This is a genomic window from Winogradskyella sp., from assembly GCF_013213975.1.
Taxonomy (GTDB): Bacteria; Bacteroidota; Bacteroidia; order Flavobacteriales; family Flavobacteriaceae; genus Winogradskyella.
The window spans coordinates 1-22,147 of the sequence record NZ_JABSST010000060.1; the positions used below are offsets into that span (position 1 = coordinate 1).

Consider the following 22,147-nt stretch of genomic DNA (forward strand, 5'->3'; position numbering starts at 1 on the left):
ACAGAAAGTGCTCAAGATAATGTGGTCGTAATTTTTACAGATAATGCGGATAATTTAATTACTAAGAGAACCATTACAATTAATTTTGTGAATCCAATAAACACTGCTGCACTAGGAGAGGCTCCATTTAAACCATTTTTAATTGCAAATAAAGTTAGAGAGCATGAAATACACCTTCCATATAATACAACAACTCAACTAGGCCAAAATTTAGTAGAAACTATTGGAATGCATGTAGATCCTGACGGTAATTATATATCCGATATAGGTTTTCCTTGGGTATTAAGTATAATTCATGATTTTAAAGTTCCTAAAGAATCCGTAAGAATTTATGATGCTTATAACTATTTTAGTGATTGGGCTATTTCTGGCGGTAATAATCATAAAGATTGGTATAAGGATAATCCAGGTCATAGAAATGAGAATTTGTTGGAGAACTAGAATTTTTAAATTTAAATCAAGGGTTTAAAATATGAGTTTAGAACTATAGATTAAAATATAGAAATCTATTAAATTTTGGTATTTAAAATCTAATATTTAATTGGTAGATGTTCAGCCTTTCATTATTTAAAAAAAGCATAATAACTAATAAAGATAGTTTCTATTTCAGCCTTTCCTTTTCGCTTTTCATAAAATGTTTTGTTGTTCAATGATTATTCGGCGTGGGCGTCATTCAAAAGAGATTTAGCCAGATCTATACAAGTATTGCCTGAGCGAAAATTTGGTTAGAGTATCATATTGGAAAACGTTAGTCGCACGTCTAGAGCCGATATTCATAGAAAATAAAGAGGTTATCGTAAACAACAAAGACTATTGTAGACTACAGTTCAAAGTATAATGAGGACAGTATTATGATTGGTCAAGGGCGCGATATTAGTATGTTTAATGATAAAGATAATAGTATCGTTATTCCAGAGGAGATCAGCTTTTCAAGGATCTGATTGGGATACATTTGTGTTGGGTTATCAAGACGAAATAGTTAAAATGTCGGATTTATATCTGTATTGCATTGTACATTTTTTAGATAACAATCAAGTAGACCAATTGCTGTCTTTTATTAAATAACTTGATGTCACTATTAAGGAAATTACTATTGGTAATTACCCTAATGATTGCGATGACTATTTAGCTGTAGTAAAAATAGTTGTAAATATATCTATCAGAGTATTAAAGTATCATAATTTCATTAACAAAAGCCCCTGAATCTGAGGTGTTAAGCCTTGTCAAGACGTCAATTAACCATCTATCGAAACTAAAGGGTTATTCATCTATAGTGAATGCAGTATGAAAGAATTATCTTAAAATACATGAATTCTGTGGCTAATTTTACATTAGAAACATTGCTATGGAAACTTTAAAAATATTGTTTTGGATATTATTATTTATAGTTCTTTATACCTACATAGGATATGGTATTCTCATCTGGATTATGGTAAAAATTAAACGCTTATTTTTTTGTAAGAACAATACCACGATAATTTTAGAATCGTTACCAAGTGTTACTCTTTTGATTCCGGCCTACAATGAAAAAGACTATGTTAATCAAAAAATGGAAAATACAATGAGTCTTAATTATCCTAAAGATAAACTTAAAATCGTTTGGGTGACAGATGGTTCAAGTGATGGGACAAATCTAATGTTAGGGGCTTATGATAATATTCAGCTTTTTCATCACAATGAAAGAAAAGGTAAAATCAATGCTATCAATAGAGTTATGCCTCACATCAACACACCAATAGTGGTTTTTAGCGATGCGAATACAAATTTAGGAGTAGATTCTATTAGACATATAGTTAATTGTTTTAATAATAATAGAGTAGGTTGTGTCTCTGGGGAAAAACGAATTGTTGCTAAAGCTAGTGATACAGCAGCAGGTGCTGGGGAAGGCTTATACTGGAAGTATGAATCAAGACTAAAACAATGGGATGCAGAATTGTATTCAGCTGTAGGAGCGGCGGGGGAGTTATTTGCTATAAGAACGAAATTATATAGGGAAGTAGAACCTGATACCATTTTAGATGATTTCATCATTTCCCTGAGGATAGCTCAACAAGGATATATGATTCAATATAATCCCGAAGCATATGCTATAGAAACCGCCTCAGCTAATGTCAAAGAGGAGTTAAAGCGAAAAATTAGAATTTCGGCAGGGGGTATTCAATCGGTCGTCAGATTAAAATCTTTATTAAATGTTTTTAAGTATGGCTTTTTATCATTTCAGTATATCTCTCATCGAGTTTTGCGTTGGACATTAACACCTTTATGTCTATTACTGTTAATTCCTGTTTCTTTTAGTTTAGCTTCCATGGACGGTTTAAGCAACTTTGTGTTTTATAATATTATTTTCTGGTTACAAATTACCATGTATGTCTCTGCGCTTTTGGGTTGGTTTCTTGAAAATAATACTACACGAATAAAGTTTTTATTTGTACCATACTACTTTTTCATTATGAATTTAGCAGTGATATTAGGCTTTTTTAGATATATAGGTCATAATCAATCGGTTAATTGGGAACGCGCCAAAAGAGCAACTTAGATTAGAAGAATTTACTTAATTAAATAGTAGAAAAAAATGTATGTAGGATTAATTGTAGTAATTAATACTCTTAAGAGTGAGGCACATAAATTGTCTTTAACATCATCCATAAATAATATGAATGATGTTAAGGTGTGCTTGGTATGCAGCAGTAATGATGTACAAGTCTATGAAACCCTTACTGAAATTGCAGATCAGTGTAGTAATACCAACGTTGTTAATGCAAAAATGAAAAAAACGAGTTTAGCTTCAATTAGGGCAGGTGCAAGATTTTTACAGAATGAATTTAGTTTGAAATATATTGGATATATCGCAGAGTTAGACCACTTAAAAGTATTGAGTGTATTGGAAAAATTTGTGGATTATCAAGAGACTATTATAGCCTTAAATAAAAGAGAGAAAAATAATAAAAATGTAAAGCCGACTTTTTATCAAAGCCTCTTTTCTATATCAGAATATTTAGAGAAAATAATAGCAAATTTGATTGTTTAGTGCGATTCTCAGAGTGTTTTTTAGTTGACTAAGATTTCAATATGCTCTAATTTACTATTTATCGATAGTAAAGCGTTATCTGTCCTATAAATAAGCCATGGTAAAGAAAAATTCATAACTCATCAATAGAACCCCATAAATTTATAATAAATAAAGGGTTTAAATATTTTAATAAATCAGGGAAAATGAAAGAATTAATAAAAATCGGGAGTTTAATTACTCTAATAGCCTTTTTTACTTGTGCTCAACCAGAAATAGATAATGACTTGCCTGAAAATGAAAATTTAGGTAGTTGGATAGACGTTCCTACTGGTTTCGATTACAGTACACATGAGAGTGTTAAAGTAAGAATAAATGATAATTCTAACGCTATATATGAGGTTTTTGTAACTTCAAATGACCCCAATTTTTTAGGGACAAAAACTTTCATAGATGAGTCGGGTAATACGGTAACTGATGATGTCTACAGAGAGGATATCATCAACAAACAAGTGCTTAAAGGAATGCCTATAAATGGTGTTTTAGAGCAATTAGTTACTTTACCAAAATATTGTAAAAAAGTCTATATACGAAGAAATAATAGATTAAACTTTTCTGGTGAATTTGTTAATGTTGTGAATGGCGAAGTCAACTATACATTTCAAAATTCAACTGGCAGAAATGCTGCACAATTAGAGCGAAATGATGTTTATGATTATTTGTATTGTGTCAACGGTCAAGGAGAAATGTTTCAAGTAGATCCACTTAATGGTGATTATGTCATGATATCAGAGATGCCCATGGGAAGCTGGACTGCAGCGATAGATCAAGAAAATTTAATGTTATACTCTATCGGAAGATCAAGTCCACATCCTTTGATGAGATACTCCATTGTAAATGATGAATGGTCTACAGTAGCCAACTTAGGAATGGGAGGTCCTAGGTTAGCCTATAATTCAAGCGACAATTTATTATATTTCTCTGATAACAATGGAGTTTTGTTCACAATAGACCCAATATCTGGTGCGATATTGAATTCATGGCAGATTCTAGGATTACACAGTACACATGGTGGTGATATTGATTTTGCAGAAGATGGGACTATCTACGTTTGTACATTTTCAGGGCTTTACAGGATTGAATTAAATCAAAATAATGATTATGTAGCAACTAGAATTAGTGCAGACAATTTACCATTTGAACCTACATCAATGACTATTGATTCTAACCAAGAGTTATGGCTAGCTAATAGCGGCTCAAATTCAAGTCTGATTATTATGGATACAACAACAGGAGGATGGCAATATCAATATGGTGTGGATGCTGGAAATAATACTAATTTTAATAGAACCATAAATGATTTAACCACATTACGTGTTTATTCTGATAGTGTAGATACAACAGATACAGATGGAGATGGTGTAATCGATTCGGAAGATTCCTATCCCGATGATTCAGAAAAAGCATTTGAAGTCTTTACGCCTAGTAAATACGGACAAGGAACTATTGCATTTGAAGACCTATGGCCGACATATGGTGACTACGATTTTAATGATCTTGCATTTAGTTACAGAGCGATTGTTATTTTAAATTCAGATAATGACGTTGTCCAAGTTGATTTCATTTGTCGAGTAAAAGCTAATGGTGCTGGTTACGATAATGGTTTTGGGATAGAGATAGATGGTTTATTGCCAAATCAAGTTGAAAGTGTCACAGGTACAACCTATAGCTCGGATTACATAACCCTTAATGCAAATGGAACTGAAGCTAATCAAAACAAAGCAGTAATTATACTTACAGATAATGCAGACAATTTTTTAAACGAAAGGACTGTTTCTATAACGTTGACAGCACCTGTAAGTACCTCTGAACTAGGGGTGGCTCCGTTTAATCCATTCATAATTATTAATCAAGAACGGCACAAAGAGGTCCATCTTCCTAATAGAGATAGAACTAATTTAGGAACAAATGTTAGTATTTCTGAAGGAATTAACTCCGACGTAGATGGGAACTTTATTTCCGATAATGGAATGCCTTGGGGTATTAGCATTATTCACGATTTTAAGGTACCAAAGGAAAATGTAAGAATAGATAATGCCTATAATTTTTTTGTGGATTGGGCTACTTCCGGTGGTGCTACTTACACTGATTGGTATAAAGATAATCCAGGGTTTAGGAATGAGAACTTAATAGACAATTAAAATAATATTAACCAATATAAATGTGAATTATGGCGATACAGATTAAAGAAAAAAATGGAGTGTTTATTATAGAGGGTTCACTTAAAACTAAGGCTGCATTGGCCTTTAAAAACCATATAGATTTACTTTTGAAACACCGCAGTGAAGTAATTGTAAATATAGAAAATGTCTCAGAAATAGATGAATCAGGTTTTTGGATTTTAAGGCAGTTATTTGATAATTCTAAGTTAGTAAGCAGGCCTTTTTCTATTATAGGATACAAGTCTTACAAGCTTTATGATGACTTAAAAACACATCATGCTGCTTAAAAAAAGGTTAAAAAAATTGAAGCTATATTCAAAAAATTAAAGTAAAGGATATATATTGTCTTATTGTTTACTATGGTTTTAGACTTACATCAAAATCGCAATATAAAAGTTACTGTCAAAGTCAGGTCATTCTAGATTTATAATGAGAATATTCCGTTCGTTTAAAAAATGGTTTTGGACGGTAAATCTTAAAGGAATAGATAATTGTAAAAAAGCAACGTTTAAATATCTCAAGATTTTAGATAAACCTCCAGTGTTCTAAAAAGTCATTTTTTTGAAAAGGTTGCTCTCCTTATATAGGCTCACCATAATTGTAAGTTCTAAAACATAGATTGGTATTTAGTTTTAAAAACTTAAAATGGATCATTTCATGTTTACCTTATTGACGCAACCTCCAACAATTAATTTATAACTTCAAGAATTAACAGTTTTTAAATTCTTAGATATTGAATCTACCTAGAAATATGTTTTTAAAGCCATACCTTTTAATTCTAATGAGGTAATGACATCTGTGTTTTGTGCAGACGGCTTAACCCTCATGCATAAGGTTTGTGCAAATTGGGATGAAGGATTAGAAATATGACCGAAGCACCTTCTGGATAAATATTTTGTGTTGTCAAAAATTATTTATGGGCCATTAGACTTTGAAAATCATCTGAGAAAGCTAAGATTCAGATAATTTAATATCTTAAATAGAGCTGTTCTATCTATTTGAAAACATGTTGTTTATCGAATAAATAAACATGATTTCCCGAATAATCCATTCTAAATTACCATTTGTCGATTTTATCTCTAACTGACCATAATTAGTCGGATATTAGATTGTCCCTTAAGCATTAATAGCACCAAATTTACAGTTTAATAGCCCAAACTATTATTAATGAATTAACATTATTTATTATGGATTTACAAATTACAAACTACAACAATCGTTTTCAGATAAAGGGGAGTTTAAATAAACTCAATCTTAAAACTTTTAACGCGCATTTTTCTAATATTTTTGACCGTTTAGATGATATCTTATTAGATATTGAAAGCGTTGAAAGTATTGATAGAGCTGGGGTTATGGCTTTAGCAAGATTACATAACGAATCTATCACAAAATCTAAAAGATTATCAATTATAGGTATAGGTTGTAAAGAGCTTTACGATCATTTTAAAACTCAAGAAAGTAATACAGTAGCTGCTTAGTTACATGTTTTATATTACATTTAATGTTTCCGATAAGTGTTCTTCCTGACAGATTAATACCCTCGGAAACATTTTTTTTAACAAGACATGTCAGCTACTATTTTCCAGGCACCATCAATCTTTTTGAAAATAATTATAAATACTCCGTCGGCATCTCCAACGTCTCTTTTAAGGTAATATTCTCCCATAACCCAATAGCTGTCGCGTTCAATATTTGAAATATCATTAATAACAAAGTTTAAAGTACCGCTTTCGGCCTTAGTAGGATAAACTTTTTTATATCGTTCAAGTGTATTGTTCCAACCCAAGGTAAGTCCATTTGGCCCATAGAATTTTAATTCGCTACTTTTCCAATACCCTTCCATAAAACCTTCAAGGTCATGGTTATTCCAATCACGTTCTTGTTGTTCCATAACTAGCCTTATGCCAGCCTCTGCGGCATTATGATCAGAAATATTGGTGTCGTCATCTGAATTTATAGCTGCCTTTACAGAAATACAGCTCGTAACTAATACCAGTAGAAATACTTTGAAAATGGTTTTCATAAGATTGAATTTTGTTTCAATCTTAAAAATAAGAACTAATAACTAAAGAATACCCTTCTGCTTTTTTAAAAAGGCATCTGCTTGGTGCTGCATTAGCTCTCTCGCTTTTTTGCGTTTATAGTTTATTACTTCTTCCTCGTCGGCAATTTCCATGTAGACCTTGTTGTTAATATCGTTATCGGTTTGCAGTAATAGTTTACGCTCTGCCATTTGTTGTTCTGTCCAACTTTTAACAACTGTTTCTTGATCTTGCAATTTATAGTCATACGTACCTTTAGGTGATAATAATTTGGCTATGATTGGTGAAGTTTCAATTGCTAGAAAAAGTAGAAAGATAAAAAATGACGGTAACCAAGGTAGTTTCCCTAAGGCATTAACACGTGCCATTAGACCATCAAAATTATCGATGACAGGTTGAGACTCGGCCACATTAGCTTTATAATTTCCTTGAAGTGCTATAATTTCATTTTCTAAAGCTGTTATTTTTGCCTTGTTGTCTGTTTTGAGCTGTTGCAATTCTGCGCGTGCCGCATCATGCTTTTCACGTTTTTCTTTGTAAACAGGACCTTTTCCTAATTTCATAGTGCCAGTGGTACCTTCAGCTTCTGTAATATAAGTGTCATAAAGCGCATTAACTTCAGCTTCTTTGGTGTCGATTTGAGATTGTAGTCCTAAGATTTGACTTTCTAAATCCGTAATTTTTGGATTGAACTGTTGCGCAATCTGGTTTTGATTGGCAAGGGTTAAGTCATTCTTTTGTTCTAATAAGACCTGATTGATTTCCTTTTCGAAAATTTTAAGTTCTAAGGGTTTTGAAATAACAACAGCAATGATAACTGCCAAGAGAATACGAGGCATGGCTTGTAATAATTCGTCAAGAATATTATCTCTTTTCTTAATGGTAGAAACAATATAACGATCTAGGTTAAATATGAGTAATCCCCAAATAACTCCAAAAAAGACAGCTGTATAAAGATTATCAAATACAGTGTATAAAGCGTAGCTGGACGCTATAGTTGCCATTAAGGCTGTAAAGAAAACGGTAGCACCAATACCTGCATATTTATTTTGTTCTCCAATCGAACAATCATTTAAAATATCAGTATCCGCACCAGAACATAGAATAAAGAATTGCTTTAGCATGATTAGGCGTTTTTTGATTGATTGACTATTAGAACGCTTAAGCATAGGTTTTGTTACATTTTCAGCTAAAAAAAGCCTCTTTGAGAAGGCTATTTAAATTTTAGATTAAAGATTTACGTTTTTAATTCAATGATAATTGGAGGGAGCTTATTGTTTTTATCATCTTTTATATCAAAAATAGCAATGGTCCCTTCATTAAAAATTTCAAGATTCTTAATACTTGTGCTAGAAATGGTATTGCCTTTTATTAGATCGGTTTTTATACCAGGAATTTTAAGTTTAAAATTACTAACTGTTCCATTAGACAAGGTTAACTTAAATTTCATTAATTCTGTTTTTGTTATTGAGATTTTTGGATTTATCAGTTCATTACCATTAACATGGTTTTTTGGCAGTACTTTTAGTTGAGTATTTGATTATGTTTTAACCGGTGTGGCAATTATTTTGTTAGGTTCTTTGTCGTAGGTCATAAATAAAGATGAATACAACTTTTGCAATTGGGCTAGAGTCATCTTGTCACCTTTTTTATCTGAAAAAGACAAGGTGTTTGTTGTTTTTCCTGATCTAAAGCTAACATCTGATTCAGGTTGGTCCTTAATATATTTTTCAATGACTATTGCACTGGTGGTCTTACCGTTGAGGACATACTCTAAAGCTTTGGTTTGTTTTTTACTCGCTTTAAGAATAATGGATCTGATTATATAATCGTCAGATGTCTTTTTATTTGAACGATTGAACGCAACAGTCGGGTCTGAGCTTTTGTATTCGGTAACCCCTAAATCATAAGAATTATTGTTGCTAGCAATATACTCTACAGCAGTTACTCCAGCACTTATTTTCCAAGGACTGTTAGATTTGGGTTCCTTGCTTTCAGATTCACTTTTTTTCTCTTTTTTACTGTTCTCAGTTTTTTGAATATTAAGGGCCTTTAGACCTTTTTTTGTTTTTTTATCGTATCCAGGATGGGGCTTAGGCGGTGGTGGTGCATCCGGGAATGGCTGTGCATTTCTACGTTGGGCATCTGTCATTTTATCATAAATTGCTTTATAATAGTTCACTTCTTTTAATTTTATTATTGCGTACTCGTTACTTTTATTGGCTTTTGCTGCTTTGTTTTTGTCATTTATTTCCTTAGCCCAAGCATTATATTCAGCGATCTGTTTTTTAGTGGCTTTTTCTTGTACTCTTTTGGTATCATAGGGTTCATCATTAGCTATGATACTATAAGTGTCACCAGTTTTTAAATTCCTAGCTGTATGTGCTTTTCTGTTGTACTTTGCCTCGTAATCGTTTATAGTGTTCTGCATTTTTTTACGCTGTTCAGCACTTGCGTTTTCTGGAATAGGAGGTGGAGGTGGTGGTAGTTTGGTTTGCTGTTGCTTATTCGTATTTCCATCAAGTCCTGGAAAAGGATAGGTTTCAGCTTGACTTTTCTGTTGAGCCGACATTCGGTTGTAGACCTTTGTAAACTTTTTAAAACCTTCTTCATTAATTGGGGGATACCAAGTGGCATCTCCAGATAGTTTCTTGCTTTCGGAATGAATCTTTTTAGCCCATGCGTTATAACCAGCCATCTCTTCTTTTGTAACTTTTCCTTGATAATTTTTTGAATCAGTTACTGATAGTTTCACCAAATAATTTCCATTATCATCTTTTTGAGTTATCATTTCAGTGCATTGTCCCAAATTGCCTTGAGCAATAGTTCTTGCCTTTTTGGATGAGATTTTTTTATCATCTAAATAGAATGAAGCGCCAAGTTGTTCCATCTCAATGATATATTCTGAAAATGAAGGGTTATATACGTTTTGAACATCCCCAACGTTAGGACCACCCTTTGAGTTACGATTTTGAGAAGTTATTTTTTTTTCAGCTGGTACTGGTGGAGGAGGTAAAATATTATTTTTTTTAATCTCTTCTTTAGAGAAAGACTTATAGATTTTATCTGCTTTTGCTTTTAAAATTCGTAGCTCAGAATTGTCTGTCTGTGATCCTTTTAGATAGGTTTGTATAGCATTAGAATACGTCTGAGTTACTTTTTTATATTTACGTAATTGCGAATCCTGATAGACAAACTTAAATCCTTTTTCGGTATATAAATGATACTGATTAGGTTGCGGAAACTTGTCACTACGTGCATTTTTATGAACAATGGAACCGGTAACATGTACAAAATCATTGACGTTATAGGTGTTTAGCACAGCATTACTAACATGCTCGCCATCTATCCAAATAGCATATTTACTGGCATCTTTAAAGTCTTCTAATTGTGCTTCAGTTGGTTTTCTAGGTTTGGTTTTAGACAAATTTGGTTTTGGTATCATACGATCAGGATATTTATCTACGGATGCACGTTGGCTGTCAGACATGATGTCATCATAAATGATTCTAGCACGTTCATATTTTTCATTATAAATGACCTTAGTGTCATTGTAGGATTTTAAAAATGCTTTGTATTCATTCATTAATGCTGCTGAGGCACCATCAACATAATTTAGATCGAGTTTATTAGCTTCCTTTAATTCTTCTGCAATAGCATCAATAGAATCATTAGTTTCTTTTTGTACGTATTCGCGTTCCGCAAAGCTGTAAAATAAGATAGCGCAGACAGGTAATAGTAATAAACTACTCAACCAGATTCGTGTTTTTGAGGTTTGTGTTTTCATAACTGTAAATCGTTTTTTGATTAATGAATAATTAATGGCACTCGAGAGTTGATAGTCTTGAGTGTTTGTTGAAAATTGTAATAAAATAGTTTGATAACTAGACGAGTCCACTCCTTCATTAAGGACAGCTTCATCGGCTAAAAATTCGTGATTTAATTTAATGTGATGCTTTAATAGATATACTAAAGGATGAAACCACATAACAATTTGTAATAGTTCAATTACTAAAATATCTAAACTATGCAGTTGTTTAGCATGTGTTTCCTCATGTAACAAAACTTCTTGAGGGATTTCGTTACTTTGATAAGCTGTTTTATGAAGAAAAATATAACTGAAAAACGAATGTGGAATGCGGTATTTGTTTAAAAGTATATAAATAAAATTCTTGTTTTGAATCTTAGAATTTTTAGAAATACTATTGTAGAGTCTTCTAAGATTCATAACAAAGCGTATGCTAAAAACTGCAACGCCCAAACCATAGATTAACCATAGTACTGTTGTCAAATCAACAATTGGATTTTCTTCTGTAACAGGCTCAATAACAGAAGCCTCAATAGGAAGGTATAATGGCGTGATTTCAAAATTTTTAACAACGGGTTCTATGTATTCGGTAATAGTAAACATTGGAATAATCAAGGCCATCACAAAGGATCCTAATAAATAAAAACGCTTAAATCGATGCATCTTTTGGCGCTCTAAAAACAACACGTAAAGCACCCAGAGTGCTAACAAGCAAGCCGAAAATTTTAATAAATACATAGCCATGATTACTTATTTTTTATTTCTTGATCAATAATAGCTTTTAAAGCTTCCAATTCTTCTTTCGTTAAATCAGTTTTACGCGTAAAAAATGAAGCAAACTGTGAGGCACTGTCATTAAAAAAGGTTTTAATAAGACCATTAACATGCTTAGAGAAGTAATCTTCCTTTTTTACTAAGGGATAATACTCTCTTGACTTCCCATAGGTTTTGTAAGCAACAAACCCTTTGCCAATCATACGCTTTAATAATGTTGCTATTGTCGTTGTTGCTGGTTTAGGCTCTGGATATGCTTCTAAAATATCTTTCATGAAAGCTTTATTAAGTTTCCAGAGGTATTGCATTAATTGTTCTTCTGTTTTGGAAAGTTGCATGTTCTACAATATTAGAATTAACTCTACAAATGTAGAATAAATTATTTTAAAATCAAAATTTAAAACTAAAGCACATTTACAAATCCCTATATTTGTTCTAATTGAAGAAGAAAATTAGTTTATATGAAGCGCATTTTTACGGTCATTTATTTTGTTTTTGGGTTAAGCCAATTGGTTTATAGTCAGTCCATCCAAGATCTTATGAATCAGGTAAGTAATGCTAATTTACAGCTTGCTGTTTCTGAATTATCCGGTGAGCAAGCTACCATGATTAATGGTAGTTTACAGACCATAACGAGTCGTGTATATAATAATAATGACTTGGCTGCAGACTTTATTAAAGAACGATTAGAAGCATTTCCAAATCTTACGGTTGAGTTTCAAAATTTCAATACGTCCGGAAAGAATGTCATTGCCACACAATTAGGTCAAACCAATCCTGATAATATTTATTTGGTTTGTGCTCATTACGATTCGGTAACCACGTATTGTGCAGACGATAATGCCACTGGTGTCGCTGCAGTTATTGAAATTGCTAGAATTATGTCTACACAATGTACGGATAATACCATTATTTATGCACTATGGGATGAAGAAGAAATAGGTTTGCGTGGCGCTAATTTTTATGCTTCAGAGGCTGTGGATGAAACTAATGGTAATACCAGAGACAATATTCTTGGAGTTATAAACATGGATATGATTGGTTATGATGGTGATGCGCCTGGAACTGCTGGCGATAATGAATTTGATATTGATGTTAGAAATATTGCCAATTCAATTGGAATTAAGGATGATCTTATTAGTATTTTAAACACCTATACCTTTAATTTAAATGTTATAGTTGTTAATCCTGGAACTACAGCTAGTGATCATTCTCGTTTTTGGAACCAAGGCTATTCGGCGGTTTTAGTTGGTGAGTCTTGGGAGACTAATGATCAAACACCAGATTATCATACATCTGGTGATCGGGTAGATGATATTGATTTTCAGTACATGACAGAACTAACTAAGCTAGTTACTGGTTATTTTGCAACTAAGGCAGGATTACTAAGTTTAGATAATACCTTGACACAGTCTCCAACAGAATTAGCATCAAATGAAACGTCAGGATCTTACCAATGGATTAATTGCGATACTAATACACCTATTAATGGTGAAACTAATCAAACGTTTACACCAGTAACATCAGGTAACTATGCTGTTGAAGTAAGTAATGGAAGTTGTGTTGAACGCAGTATTTGTGTAAGCTTTTCGGTGTTATCAACCGAAGAATTCAATCCCAATGACATTAGGGTTTATCCTAATCCAGTGACACATATTTTAAAGATTGAAAACCAATCTAGATTAAGTCTTCATATAACTTTAAATGATATTTCGGGTAAAAAATTAAGAACACTTAAGACCAAAAAAGATTACCTAGAAATCGATGTTAATGATCTGACTTCAGGTATTTACTTTGTTGAAATAGCATCACAGACTAAATCCTCTACAATTAAAATTGTAAAAGAATAAGTATTATTCTTTAAGTTCCGTAAAATACTTGTAAAACCATGGAATGGTTTCTATACCTTTTAGATAATTCCAAATTCCAAAGTGTTCATTTGGGGAATGAATAGCATCGCTATCCAAACCAAATCCCATTAAAATGGTTTTACTATTAAGTTCTTTTTCAAAAAGAGATACAATAGGAATACTTCCTCCACTACGCTGAGGAATTGGTGTTTTGCCAAAAGTTTGTTCATAGGCTTTTGAAGCTGCTTTGTATCCAATGCTATCGATAGGTGTCACATAGCCTTGGCCACCATGATGCGGTGTCACTTTTACTTTGACTCCAGCAGGCGCAATACTTTCAAAATGCGATTTAAATAATTCGGTTACCTCCTCCCAATCTTGATGTGGTACCAAGCGCATAGAGATTTTTGCATAAGCCTTACTGGCAATTACAGTTTTAGCTCCTTCTCCAGTATAGCCTCCCCAAATACCATTAACATCTAATGTTGGCCTAATAGAATTACGTTCGTTGGTGGTATATCCTTCTTCACCATAAACAGCATCAATATCTAGTGCCTTTTTGTAGTTATCTAAAGAAAATGGCGCCTTTGCCATTTCAGCACGTTCACCATCAGATAAATTTTCTACTTTATCGTAAAATCCTGGTATTGTAATATACTTATTCTCATCGTGAAGCGATGCAATCATTTTGGTAAGTACATTAATTGGATTAGCAACGGCACCACCATATAATCCCGAGTGTAAGTCACGATTAGGTCCTGTAATTTCAACTTCAACATAGCTTAAGCCTCGTAATCCTGTTGTAATTGATGGTACATCTTTAGCAATCATTCCAGTATCAGAAATCAGAATAACATCGTTTTCTAATTTTTCTCTATTATTGGCAACAAAAATGCCCAGGTTCTCACTACCAACTTCTTCTTCACCTTCAATCATAAACTTAACATTGCAAGGCAAGGCATTGTTTTTGGTCATGTATTCCAATGCTTTTACATGCATGTACATCTGACCTTTATCATCACAAGCACCACGCCCGAAAATAGCACCCTCTGGATGCAGTTCTGTAGACTGGATAACAGGTTCAAATGGTGGAGAATTCCACAAATCTAAGGGGTCTGGTGGTTGTACATCGTAATGTCCATATACTAAAACAGTCGGTAAGTTTTTGTCAATTATTTTTTCACCATAAACGATTGGATAACCGTCTGTTTCGCATATTTCAACATGTTCACAACCAGCATCTTTAAGACTTGTTTTGATGGCTTCGGCGGCATTAAGAACATCTGCTTTAAAAGCAGAATCAGCACTTATAGATGGAATTTTTAATAATGCTATAAGTTCATCTAAAAAGCGTTGTTTATGTTCGTTGATATATGAGTTTATATTTTGCATAAGTCCTTTAGATTTCTAACAAAAATAAGAAAAACAAAGACCAATAATTCTTATTTGAATGGGGTTTGAAATTATAAAGTATTGTTTATATTTGCAATCCTTTTGCAGGCGTGGTGGAATTGGTAGACACGCTAGACTTAGGATCTAGTGCCGCGAGGTGTGCGAGTTCGAGTCTCGCCGCCTGTACAAAAAAAGCTTCAGTAAATACTGAAGCTTTTTTGATTTTATAGATTAGCGCATTTAATTAAGAACTTAGGTTTTCTTAGCTGAATCTACACCAGTGCTTGTTAGTGATTTCCAAGTTTTTGGTAATATTGGACGTTTTGTTCTATGCCATTCCTGATAGGGAACAGGTACTGCTTGCATGGTATTTGCAATTATGATGGTATTTCAATTATCGGTTGTAATTTCTGCGGCTCTAGAGACTAAGAAAATTCGTTTGGAAGAATTGAGTAAAAAATTAACAAACGAAAATAGGCGAACTATGTTTAAGGTGGTGTGTTTTTGAAAAGAACTATTGGATGTATTTACTGCTTAAAAGAAAATTGGGGTGCTCCGTAAAATGTTGCCCATGTTTTCAGTCTCATGGTAATGCCGTTTCAATGATAAATGCTGTTGGTAAGGACAAAAATGGTCAAGAAATTTTAGACGATATAAACGACTCAAATATTGACACCTCGTTAATACAGGTAATTGCAAATCAACTAACAAGTCTTGTTAAAGTTCATTTGGATGAAAACGGTTCTGCAAGTTATAGCGTAGAAATGCCCTGCGCGTAGGATTTTATTGAGGTTAATGAGGCTATGCTATATGTTGTAGAATCATGTCATGCGTTTATATTTGGCTATCTTGTTGCAAGAATGTCAATATTTTATCAAACGTTTAACCATATTTTAAACTACACAGCTTTCAAAGTTTTTGATAGTAATTTAAGGTCACCATATTATACGACAGATAAGTTATTGTTCTTTATATGAAACGCATCTCATTAAGTTTAATGACGAAGAGCTACTAAAACTTTCCGATATACTTGATTCTGGCACCCATTTATTAATTGAAAATATAGAGTTTATCTCAAAAAAAACCAATACGCAACAGGTATGCGTAACACTTAGTTCTGAAGGTGTAGTGCTTTAGTGGTATCCAAAAAAGGGGCTAATCCAATATTAGAAGAAAAAGCCGTTATCAAAATAATGTCCTAACATGAGTTTCTAAGGACAAGTTGAGTATCTATAACAATTTTTTGATGTTTGATTGTCATGCCCTTTTGTTTTGAATCCATTTCATCAAACAGGATACGAATGGATTCTTCACCCATTTTACCGGCGTTTTGTTCAACTGACGATAAGGTTGGTGTAATAATAGAAGACATAAACCAATTGCTAAATCCTAATACTGCTATATCCTCAGGGATTCTTATGTTTTTCTTATTGAAGTAATTAATTGCCCCTATGGCAGTAAGATCTGTGATGCTGTGTACTGCATCGATACTAGTACCATGATCATTGATAAGTTTTTCTGCTGCGGTATAACCATCTTTAAAATCTGCATCAGGACATAGGTATACTAATGAAGGATCAAATGCAATATCATTGTCTTCTAAGGCTTTTTTATATCCTAGAAAACGATCGATAGAATTTTGAGGATTTAAATCTCCTCTAAAATAGGCGATACGTTGGTGTCCTTTATTAATTAGAAATTGCACTGCATCATAGGATGCTTTAATATCATCAATAGTTACTTTTGAACATGGGACGAGTTTAGCAATTTTATCAAACAACACCAAAGGAATATTATAATCAATAATTTTTTGCAAATGTTCAAAATTATGTGTCTTATTAGATAAGGACATTAAAATTCCATCTACACCTTTCTTTAACAATAAGTCAACTTGTTTTTTTTCTAGCTGAGCATCTTCATTTGATTGCATTAATATGACCATATAATCTCTACTTTCAGCTTCTCTTAATATAGCGTCAATAATATTAGAGAAAAAATAGTGCACCATTGCCGGAATTATAACACCTATGGTTTTTGAAGTTCTACTTCTAAGGCTTTGTGCAAATGTATTAGGTGTGTAACTTAGGCTTTCCGTGAGTTCAAGAACTCGTTTTTTAGTTTGTTGACTTACATCTGGATAGCCTTTAAGTGCTTTAGAAACCGTTGAAATCGATAGGTCTAAAATATCAGCAATTTCTTTTAACGTAGTTTTGGTCATTAAAGTTTAAAAAAAAATGGGTTAATCGTAAGTATCTAAATTATAAATAGTTGATGTTTGATGACATAAACAAAAATCAACTAAGATTTTTGTTTTAGCATAATTGTTAGTAAAATTCCTTCAAATCGTTTAATTACGCAATTTACGAAAAGGTTTTCGTAGTTTTTTTTAAGATTTTTTTTGGGTTTTTTTTGCCATTTTCGAAAAAAAAGTGATTTTTAGATATTATTTTTACATTTAATTAACATTAAATTGGTAAATTCATAACACTAAATTTTAACTAAACTGACTGAATATGACACAAAAATTATTGAGGAAAGCATTATTTAGCTTTTTCTTTATTTTAGGGGGAGCTATTTATTCCCAAACTGTAACAGGTACAGTATCAGACGTAACAGGCCCCATGCCTGGCGTTAATGTAATCGTAAAAGGAACTACAAATGGTACTCAAACTGACTTCGATGGAAAGTATACTTTAAATAATGTCGCTTCTGATGCAATTATTGTTTTTAGTTCTCTTGGATTTAAAACTCAAGAAATTGCTGTGAATGGTCAAACTGCCATTAATGTCACTTTAGTTGAGGATGCTGCGGCTTTAGAAGAAGTTGTTGTAATAGGTTATGGAAGCACAACCGTTCAGGACGCTACAGGTGCTGTAGCAGCGGTATCATCTAAAGATTTTAATTCCGGTGTGATTTCATCTCCAGAACAATTAATTCAAGGAAAAACAGCGGGTGTTCAAATGACACAATCTAGTGGTGAACCTGGGGCGGGTATAGCATTTAGAATTAGAGGTTCTAATTCTATTCGTTCTAATAATAATCCTTTGTTTGTCGTTGATGGAATCCCACTACCAACGCAAGGAACTACGCCTGCTGCTGGTGGTATTGTTGACGGTGGGGATACAGCTAGAAACCCTTTAAGTTTCTTAAATCCAAATGATATTGAAAGTATTTCTATTTTGAAAGATGCTTCTGCAACAGCTATTTATGGGTCTAGAGCAGCAAATGGTGTTGTTATTATAACAACAAAGAATGGAAGATCTGGTCGAGAAGGTAAGTTTGAGTTTACTACAAATATTAGTCATTCTTCACCAGCTAATGAATATGATCTGTTTAATGCAAGTGAGTATAGAGCACAGCAATTGGCCGTTACAGGAAATCCAGTTCCTTCTTTTGATGATGCTGGAGGTGATACAGATTGGCAAGATGTAATTACAAGAGGTGCTATTTCTATCGATAATAACTTGGCTTATTCTAAAAATTATGGCAATGGAAATATTAGAGGTACTTTTTCATATACTAATCAACAAGGTGTTGTCGAAAATTCTTCACAGGAACGTATTACTGGAAGATTAAATGCGTCGCACAGATTTTTTGACGAAAAATTAACCGTGAATTTACAATTGTCAGCTTCAAGAGTGAATGACGAGACTCCACAAATTAGTGGTCAGTCTGGTGCAAGTGGTAATTTAATTGGTGCTGCATATTCAGCACCTCCAACATGGCCGAATGATCCAAATTTCTTTGTAGCAGGTAATAGACTTAACCCAAGAAATATTTTAGATAACTTCTTAGGTGAAGGCCAAACCACACGTTACTTACTAAACGGTTCATTAGAGTATAGCTTTACTAATGAACTTTCGGCTAAAGTAAATTTAGGTTACGACAAGTCTGATGCAGTCGCGACTTCTGCAGTTTCGGCTAACTACAATAATAGTGGTCGTATTACTGACTTTGGTCAAGCGTCTAGGAATGAATTAGAAGCTACAAGTAAATTACTCGAAGCAACATTAAATTATAATAAGGCATTATCGGACGACTTTACTTTAAATGCACTTGTTGGTTATTCTTTTCAAGATTTCCAAAGAGAAGGATTTAATGCGCAAGGTTGGGGTATTGGGAATGCTGGTTTAGAGGAAATGAATGATGTGTTAGAAAACTCAGTCAATTCAATAAATAATGCATTGTCTGGTTCAACTTACATTCAGTACGGTTATGATCAAAATGGAAGTTGGGTTAATGAAGCCCCAGATATTAGTAATACAGCAGTCTTACCAGCTGGCGTTAGCGGTAGATACCAGTCACTTTGGTATTCTAGATTTGAAAATTTCCCAGAGGAATTACAATCTTTCTTTGGAAGAGTTAATTTAACATATAAAGATAAGTTTTTATTAACGGCTACATTTAGAGCTGACGGTTCATCGAAATTTAGTGAATCAGAGCGATATGGTTATTTCCCATCTGCAGCTTTTGCATGGAAAATAAGTGAAGAAGATTTTATTGGAGACAATGTATCTACACTAAAATTAAGATTAGGTGCTGGTGTTGTTGGTAATCAATCTGGATTAGCTGCAGCTGATGCATTTTTTACACGGTCTTTACAAGGTCCTGGTATATCAAATGATGGTACTGTGGTAAGACCAGGTTCAGGAGCTTCTGCTACACCAAGTCCTACTTTAAAATGGGAAACTACTGCAGATTACAATATAGGTTTAGATTTTGGATTTAACGATGATCGTTTTAGAGGTACGATAGATTTTTATAGAAAAGAGACGAGTGATTTATTATTTTTAAGTCCAGCTGCGGCGCCAGCACAACAACCTTTTGTATTTAAAAATTTAGAAGATGGTATTGTTGTTAATCAAGGTGTTGAATTTACTATAGGTTATGATTTTATTAATTCTGACGATACTGTATTTTCAGCAGATTTTAATATTTCATACAACGACAATGTGGTCAAAGATTTACAACCAGGCTTTACAGCAGATTTAGGTCCATTAAATGGTCCTGGGCTTACAGGAGCGTTTGCTCAAAGAATAGCAGAAGGTCAGCCTTTGTTCGCTTACTACATGGCTGAGTATTCCGAAACAGATGGTGTTCCTGACTTTTCAGCTGATGACAAAGATTTCGTTGGTAAAAGTGCATTACCAGATATAAATGCTGGTTTATCTTTAAATTTTAGAAAAGGTAATTGGGATGCAAGTGCATATTTTACAGGTCAATTTGGGTTTTATGTCTATAACAACACTGCGAACGCTTTCTTAAATAGACCAACTTTCGAAACATCAAGAAACGGATCTTCAGAATCATTAGGCCTACTTTCACAAGAAGTTTCTACTTTATATTTGGAGAAAGGTGATTTTGTAAGATTACAGTCATTATCTGTTGGTTATAACTTTACATTAGGCGAGGATAGTGCTCTTGATTCATTCAGACTTACACTTAGTGGTCAGAACGTATTCTTGATTACAGATTATAGCGGTTTAGATCCTGAAGTTTCAACAAACACGGGTGCTTTTGCTAATGGAATTCCTAGTGCCGGAATAGATTACACGTCATTTCCAAGACCTAGAACATTTAGTTTAGGTATTAATGCAACTTTTTAAAAAATAAATACTATGAGAAAAAACACATTAAAGAAAATAAGTAAGACACTGTCTGTCGTCGCTCTTATGATTTTCATAACTGCTTGTACAGATTTAGAAATTAGTTCGACGGGAACATCGACCTTGGAACCTGCGTTTAACGGGTTAGATCAAGGGGAAACGTCTTCTCAAATAGACGGTATGTATAATAACATTAGAGGCTACGTTGGTGATCAGGCTAATACCTTTGCTTTAAGTGAGGTAACTACCGACGCTTTACTGATTCCTACAAGAGGTTCTGACTGGGGTGATAATGGTATTTGGAGACAATTACATCAGCATTCATGGACGCCTGATCATGCGTTTATTACAAATGTTTGGAATCAATGGAATCAATTACAGCTAGGTGGTAGCGAGATTTTAGATTCTAGATCAACTCCGGATGCAACAACAGCTGCACAAGCTCATTTTTTAAGAGCATTAGGGATGTACATGATTTTGGATAACTTTGGTCAAGTTCCTTTTAGAGATACTTCACTAGATCCAACAATAGATCCAGAAGTTTTTACAGGTGCAGATGCAGTTAGCTTTATTGAAGCAGACTTGTTAGCTGCTATTTCAGGGTTGCCAAGTGCAACAGCAGGTGGGGACAATGTAAGAGGTACGCAGGAAGCTGCTAAATACTTGTTAGCAAAACTACTTTTAAATAAGCATGTTTACACTAATTCTTCTCCTGAGGCAACTGATATGACAAGAGTTGTTAATTTAGTTGATGAAATTGCAGCGGCTGGTTTTGGTTTGCAAGCTGGCTATTTCGATATTTTTAGAAGTGATGCTGATACTGAAACTATATGGTATGTTAATACGGGTGTTGGTAACAGAATATTTAATGGCTTACATTATAACTCAACCACAGCTGGTGGAGGAGGTTGGAATGGGTTCTCAACTTTAGCAGAATATTATGATTTATTTGAAGGTGATGCAAATAATAATAGATATGCAGCTGATGGATCCACTGCTATTGATGGTCAAGAAGAAAGACGTGGTGGTGTACCATCATCAGGGGACAATGCTGGAACTGAAGGTTCAAATGTTGGTTTTGGTTTCTTAATTGGTCAACAATATGATATAGATGGTTCTCCATTAGAGGATAGAGCCGGTGCACCTTTAGCATTTACAAGAGAATTTACTGATGCTGCAACTGGTCAAGCAAGTTTAGTGAACAATAATGAAGTCACTGGTATTAGAGTAATGAAGTATAATCCGCGTTATGGTGGATTTACAGAGCATGAAATTTTCTTCAGATATGCGGACGCTCATTTAATGAAAGCCGAAGCAATATTTAGGGGAGGTTCTTCTAGCGAAACAGCATTAGGTTTAGTAAATGAATTACGTGCTTTAAGAAACGGTAATGGAAATACTCCAGCTTTAGGTTCTTTATCTGAACAAGAATTGTTATATGAAATA

At 33.5% G+C, this 22,147-nt stretch carries 17 protein-coding genes and 1 tRNA gene; 11 read left to right on the top strand and 7 right to left on the bottom strand.

The window, feature by feature from the left end:
* From HRU49_RS10225 to HRU49_RS10250, 6 genes are all read left to right on the top strand, one after another.
* On the top strand, nucleotides 1-441 hold a 441-nt coding region (locus HRU49_RS10225), incomplete at its 5' end, for an LruC domain-containing protein (RefSeq protein ID WP_296356800.1).
* 904 nt (nucleotides 442-1,345) lie between these two features.
* Nucleotides 1,346-2,536, top strand: a complete 1,191-nt coding sequence (locus tag HRU49_RS10230; protein WP_296356801.1) for a glycosyltransferase family 2 protein — start codon at nucleotides 1,346-1,348, stop codon at nucleotides 2,534-2,536.
* A 36-nt stretch (nucleotides 2,537-2,572) separates the two neighbouring features.
* Complete coding sequence (locus HRU49_RS10235) at nucleotides 2,573-3,028, top strand: hypothetical protein (RefSeq protein ID WP_296356803.1); 456 nt, start codon at nucleotides 2,573-2,575, stop codon at nucleotides 3,026-3,028.
* A 185-nt stretch (nucleotides 3,029-3,213) separates the two neighbouring features.
* Nucleotides 3,214-5,208, top strand: a complete 1,995-nt coding sequence (locus HRU49_RS10240; RefSeq protein ID WP_296356805.1) for an LruC domain-containing protein — start codon at nucleotides 3,214-3,216, stop codon at nucleotides 5,206-5,208.
* A gap of 29 nt (nucleotides 5,209-5,237) precedes the next feature.
* The gene (locus HRU49_RS10245) at nucleotides 5,238-5,516 is read left to right on the top strand and encodes a hypothetical protein (protein WP_296356807.1); all 279 of its coding nucleotides are present in this window, start codon (nucleotides 5,238-5,240) and stop codon (nucleotides 5,514-5,516) included.
* 900 nt (nucleotides 5,517-6,416) lie between these two features.
* Nucleotides 6,417-6,707: an STAS domain-containing protein gene (locus HRU49_RS10250; RefSeq protein ID WP_296356810.1), complete on the top strand. Its 291-nt coding sequence runs from the start codon at nucleotides 6,417-6,419 to the stop codon at nucleotides 6,705-6,707.
* Between the two features lie 77 nt (nucleotides 6,708-6,784).
* On the opposite strand, the gene HRU49_RS10255 is transcribed toward HRU49_RS10250, so the two are convergent.
* From HRU49_RS10255 to HRU49_RS10275, 5 genes are all read right to left on the bottom strand, one after another.
* A complete protein-coding gene (locus HRU49_RS10255) occupies nucleotides 6,785-7,252 on the bottom strand; it encodes a DUF4440 domain-containing protein (RefSeq protein ID WP_296356812.1) in 468 nt (155 codons plus the stop codon).
* A 42-nt stretch (nucleotides 7,253-7,294) separates the two neighbouring features.
* Entirely contained in the window at nucleotides 7,295-8,395 is a 1,101-nt protein-coding gene (locus tag HRU49_RS10260; RefSeq protein WP_296356815.1) for a DUF4407 domain-containing protein, read from the bottom strand.
* A 113-nt stretch (nucleotides 8,396-8,508) separates the two neighbouring features.
* Nucleotides 8,509-8,721, bottom strand: coding sequence for a hypothetical protein (locus tag HRU49_RS10265; protein WP_296356817.1), 213 nt, complete (start codon nucleotides 8,719-8,721; stop codon nucleotides 8,509-8,511).
* Nucleotides 8,722-8,811: 90 nt separating this feature from the next.
* Complete coding sequence (locus HRU49_RS10270; RefSeq protein ID WP_296356818.1) at nucleotides 8,812-11,817, bottom strand: M56 family metallopeptidase; 3,006 nt, start codon at nucleotides 11,815-11,817, stop codon at nucleotides 8,812-8,814.
* 8 nt (nucleotides 11,818-11,825) lie between these two features.
* Nucleotides 11,826-12,191 (bottom strand): BlaI/MecI/CopY family transcriptional regulator, encoded by a 366-nt coding sequence (locus HRU49_RS10275; RefSeq protein ID WP_296356821.1) that lies wholly within the window; start codon nucleotides 12,189-12,191, stop codon nucleotides 11,826-11,828.
* A gap of 123 nt (nucleotides 12,192-12,314) precedes the next feature.
* Between HRU49_RS10275 and HRU49_RS10280 the strand changes: the two genes are divergently transcribed.
* Entirely contained in the window at nucleotides 12,315-13,703 is a 1,389-nt protein-coding gene (locus HRU49_RS10280; protein WP_296356823.1) for a M28 family peptidase, read from the top strand.
* A gap of 3 nt (nucleotides 13,704-13,706) precedes the next feature.
* Here HRU49_RS10280 and HRU49_RS10285 read toward each other — a convergent pair whose 3' ends face one another.
* Nucleotides 13,707-15,095: a dipeptidase gene (locus tag HRU49_RS10285; RefSeq protein ID WP_296356825.1), complete on the bottom strand. Its 1,389-nt coding sequence runs from the start codon at nucleotides 15,093-15,095 to the stop codon at nucleotides 13,707-13,709.
* Between the two features lie 104 nt (nucleotides 15,096-15,199).
* Between HRU49_RS10285 and HRU49_RS10290 the strand changes: the two genes are divergently transcribed.
* Both HRU49_RS10290 and HRU49_RS10295 read left to right on the top strand, forming a co-directional pair.
* Nucleotides 15,200-15,281 (top strand) — tRNA-Leu (locus tag HRU49_RS10290).
* 335 nt (nucleotides 15,282-15,616) lie between these two features.
* Nucleotides 15,617-15,874, top strand: coding sequence for a PfkB family carbohydrate kinase (locus HRU49_RS10295; protein ID WP_296356827.1), 258 nt, complete (start codon nucleotides 15,617-15,619; stop codon nucleotides 15,872-15,874).
* A gap of 419 nt (nucleotides 15,875-16,293) precedes the next feature.
* Here the strand turns inward: HRU49_RS10295 and HRU49_RS10300 are convergent, their stop codons facing one another.
* Nucleotides 16,294-17,313 (bottom strand): LacI family DNA-binding transcriptional regulator, encoded by a 1,020-nt coding sequence (locus HRU49_RS10300; protein WP_296356829.1) that lies wholly within the window; start codon nucleotides 17,311-17,313, stop codon nucleotides 16,294-16,296.
* Between the two features lie 295 nt (nucleotides 17,314-17,608).
* On the opposite strand from HRU49_RS10300, the gene HRU49_RS10305 reads away from it, so the two are divergent.
* Both HRU49_RS10305 and HRU49_RS10310 read left to right on the top strand, forming a co-directional pair.
* Nucleotides 17,609-20,701 carry a SusC/RagA family TonB-linked outer membrane protein gene (locus tag HRU49_RS10305; protein ID WP_296356831.1) on the top strand — a complete coding sequence of 1,031 codons (3,093 nt, stop codon included), beginning with the start codon at nucleotides 17,609-17,611 and terminating at the stop codon, nucleotides 20,699-20,701.
* A 12-nt stretch (nucleotides 20,702-20,713) separates the two neighbouring features.
* Nucleotides 20,714-22,147 (top strand): RagB/SusD family nutrient uptake outer membrane protein (locus HRU49_RS10310; protein WP_296356833.1); only part of this gene is annotated, 1,434 nt, incomplete at its 3' end.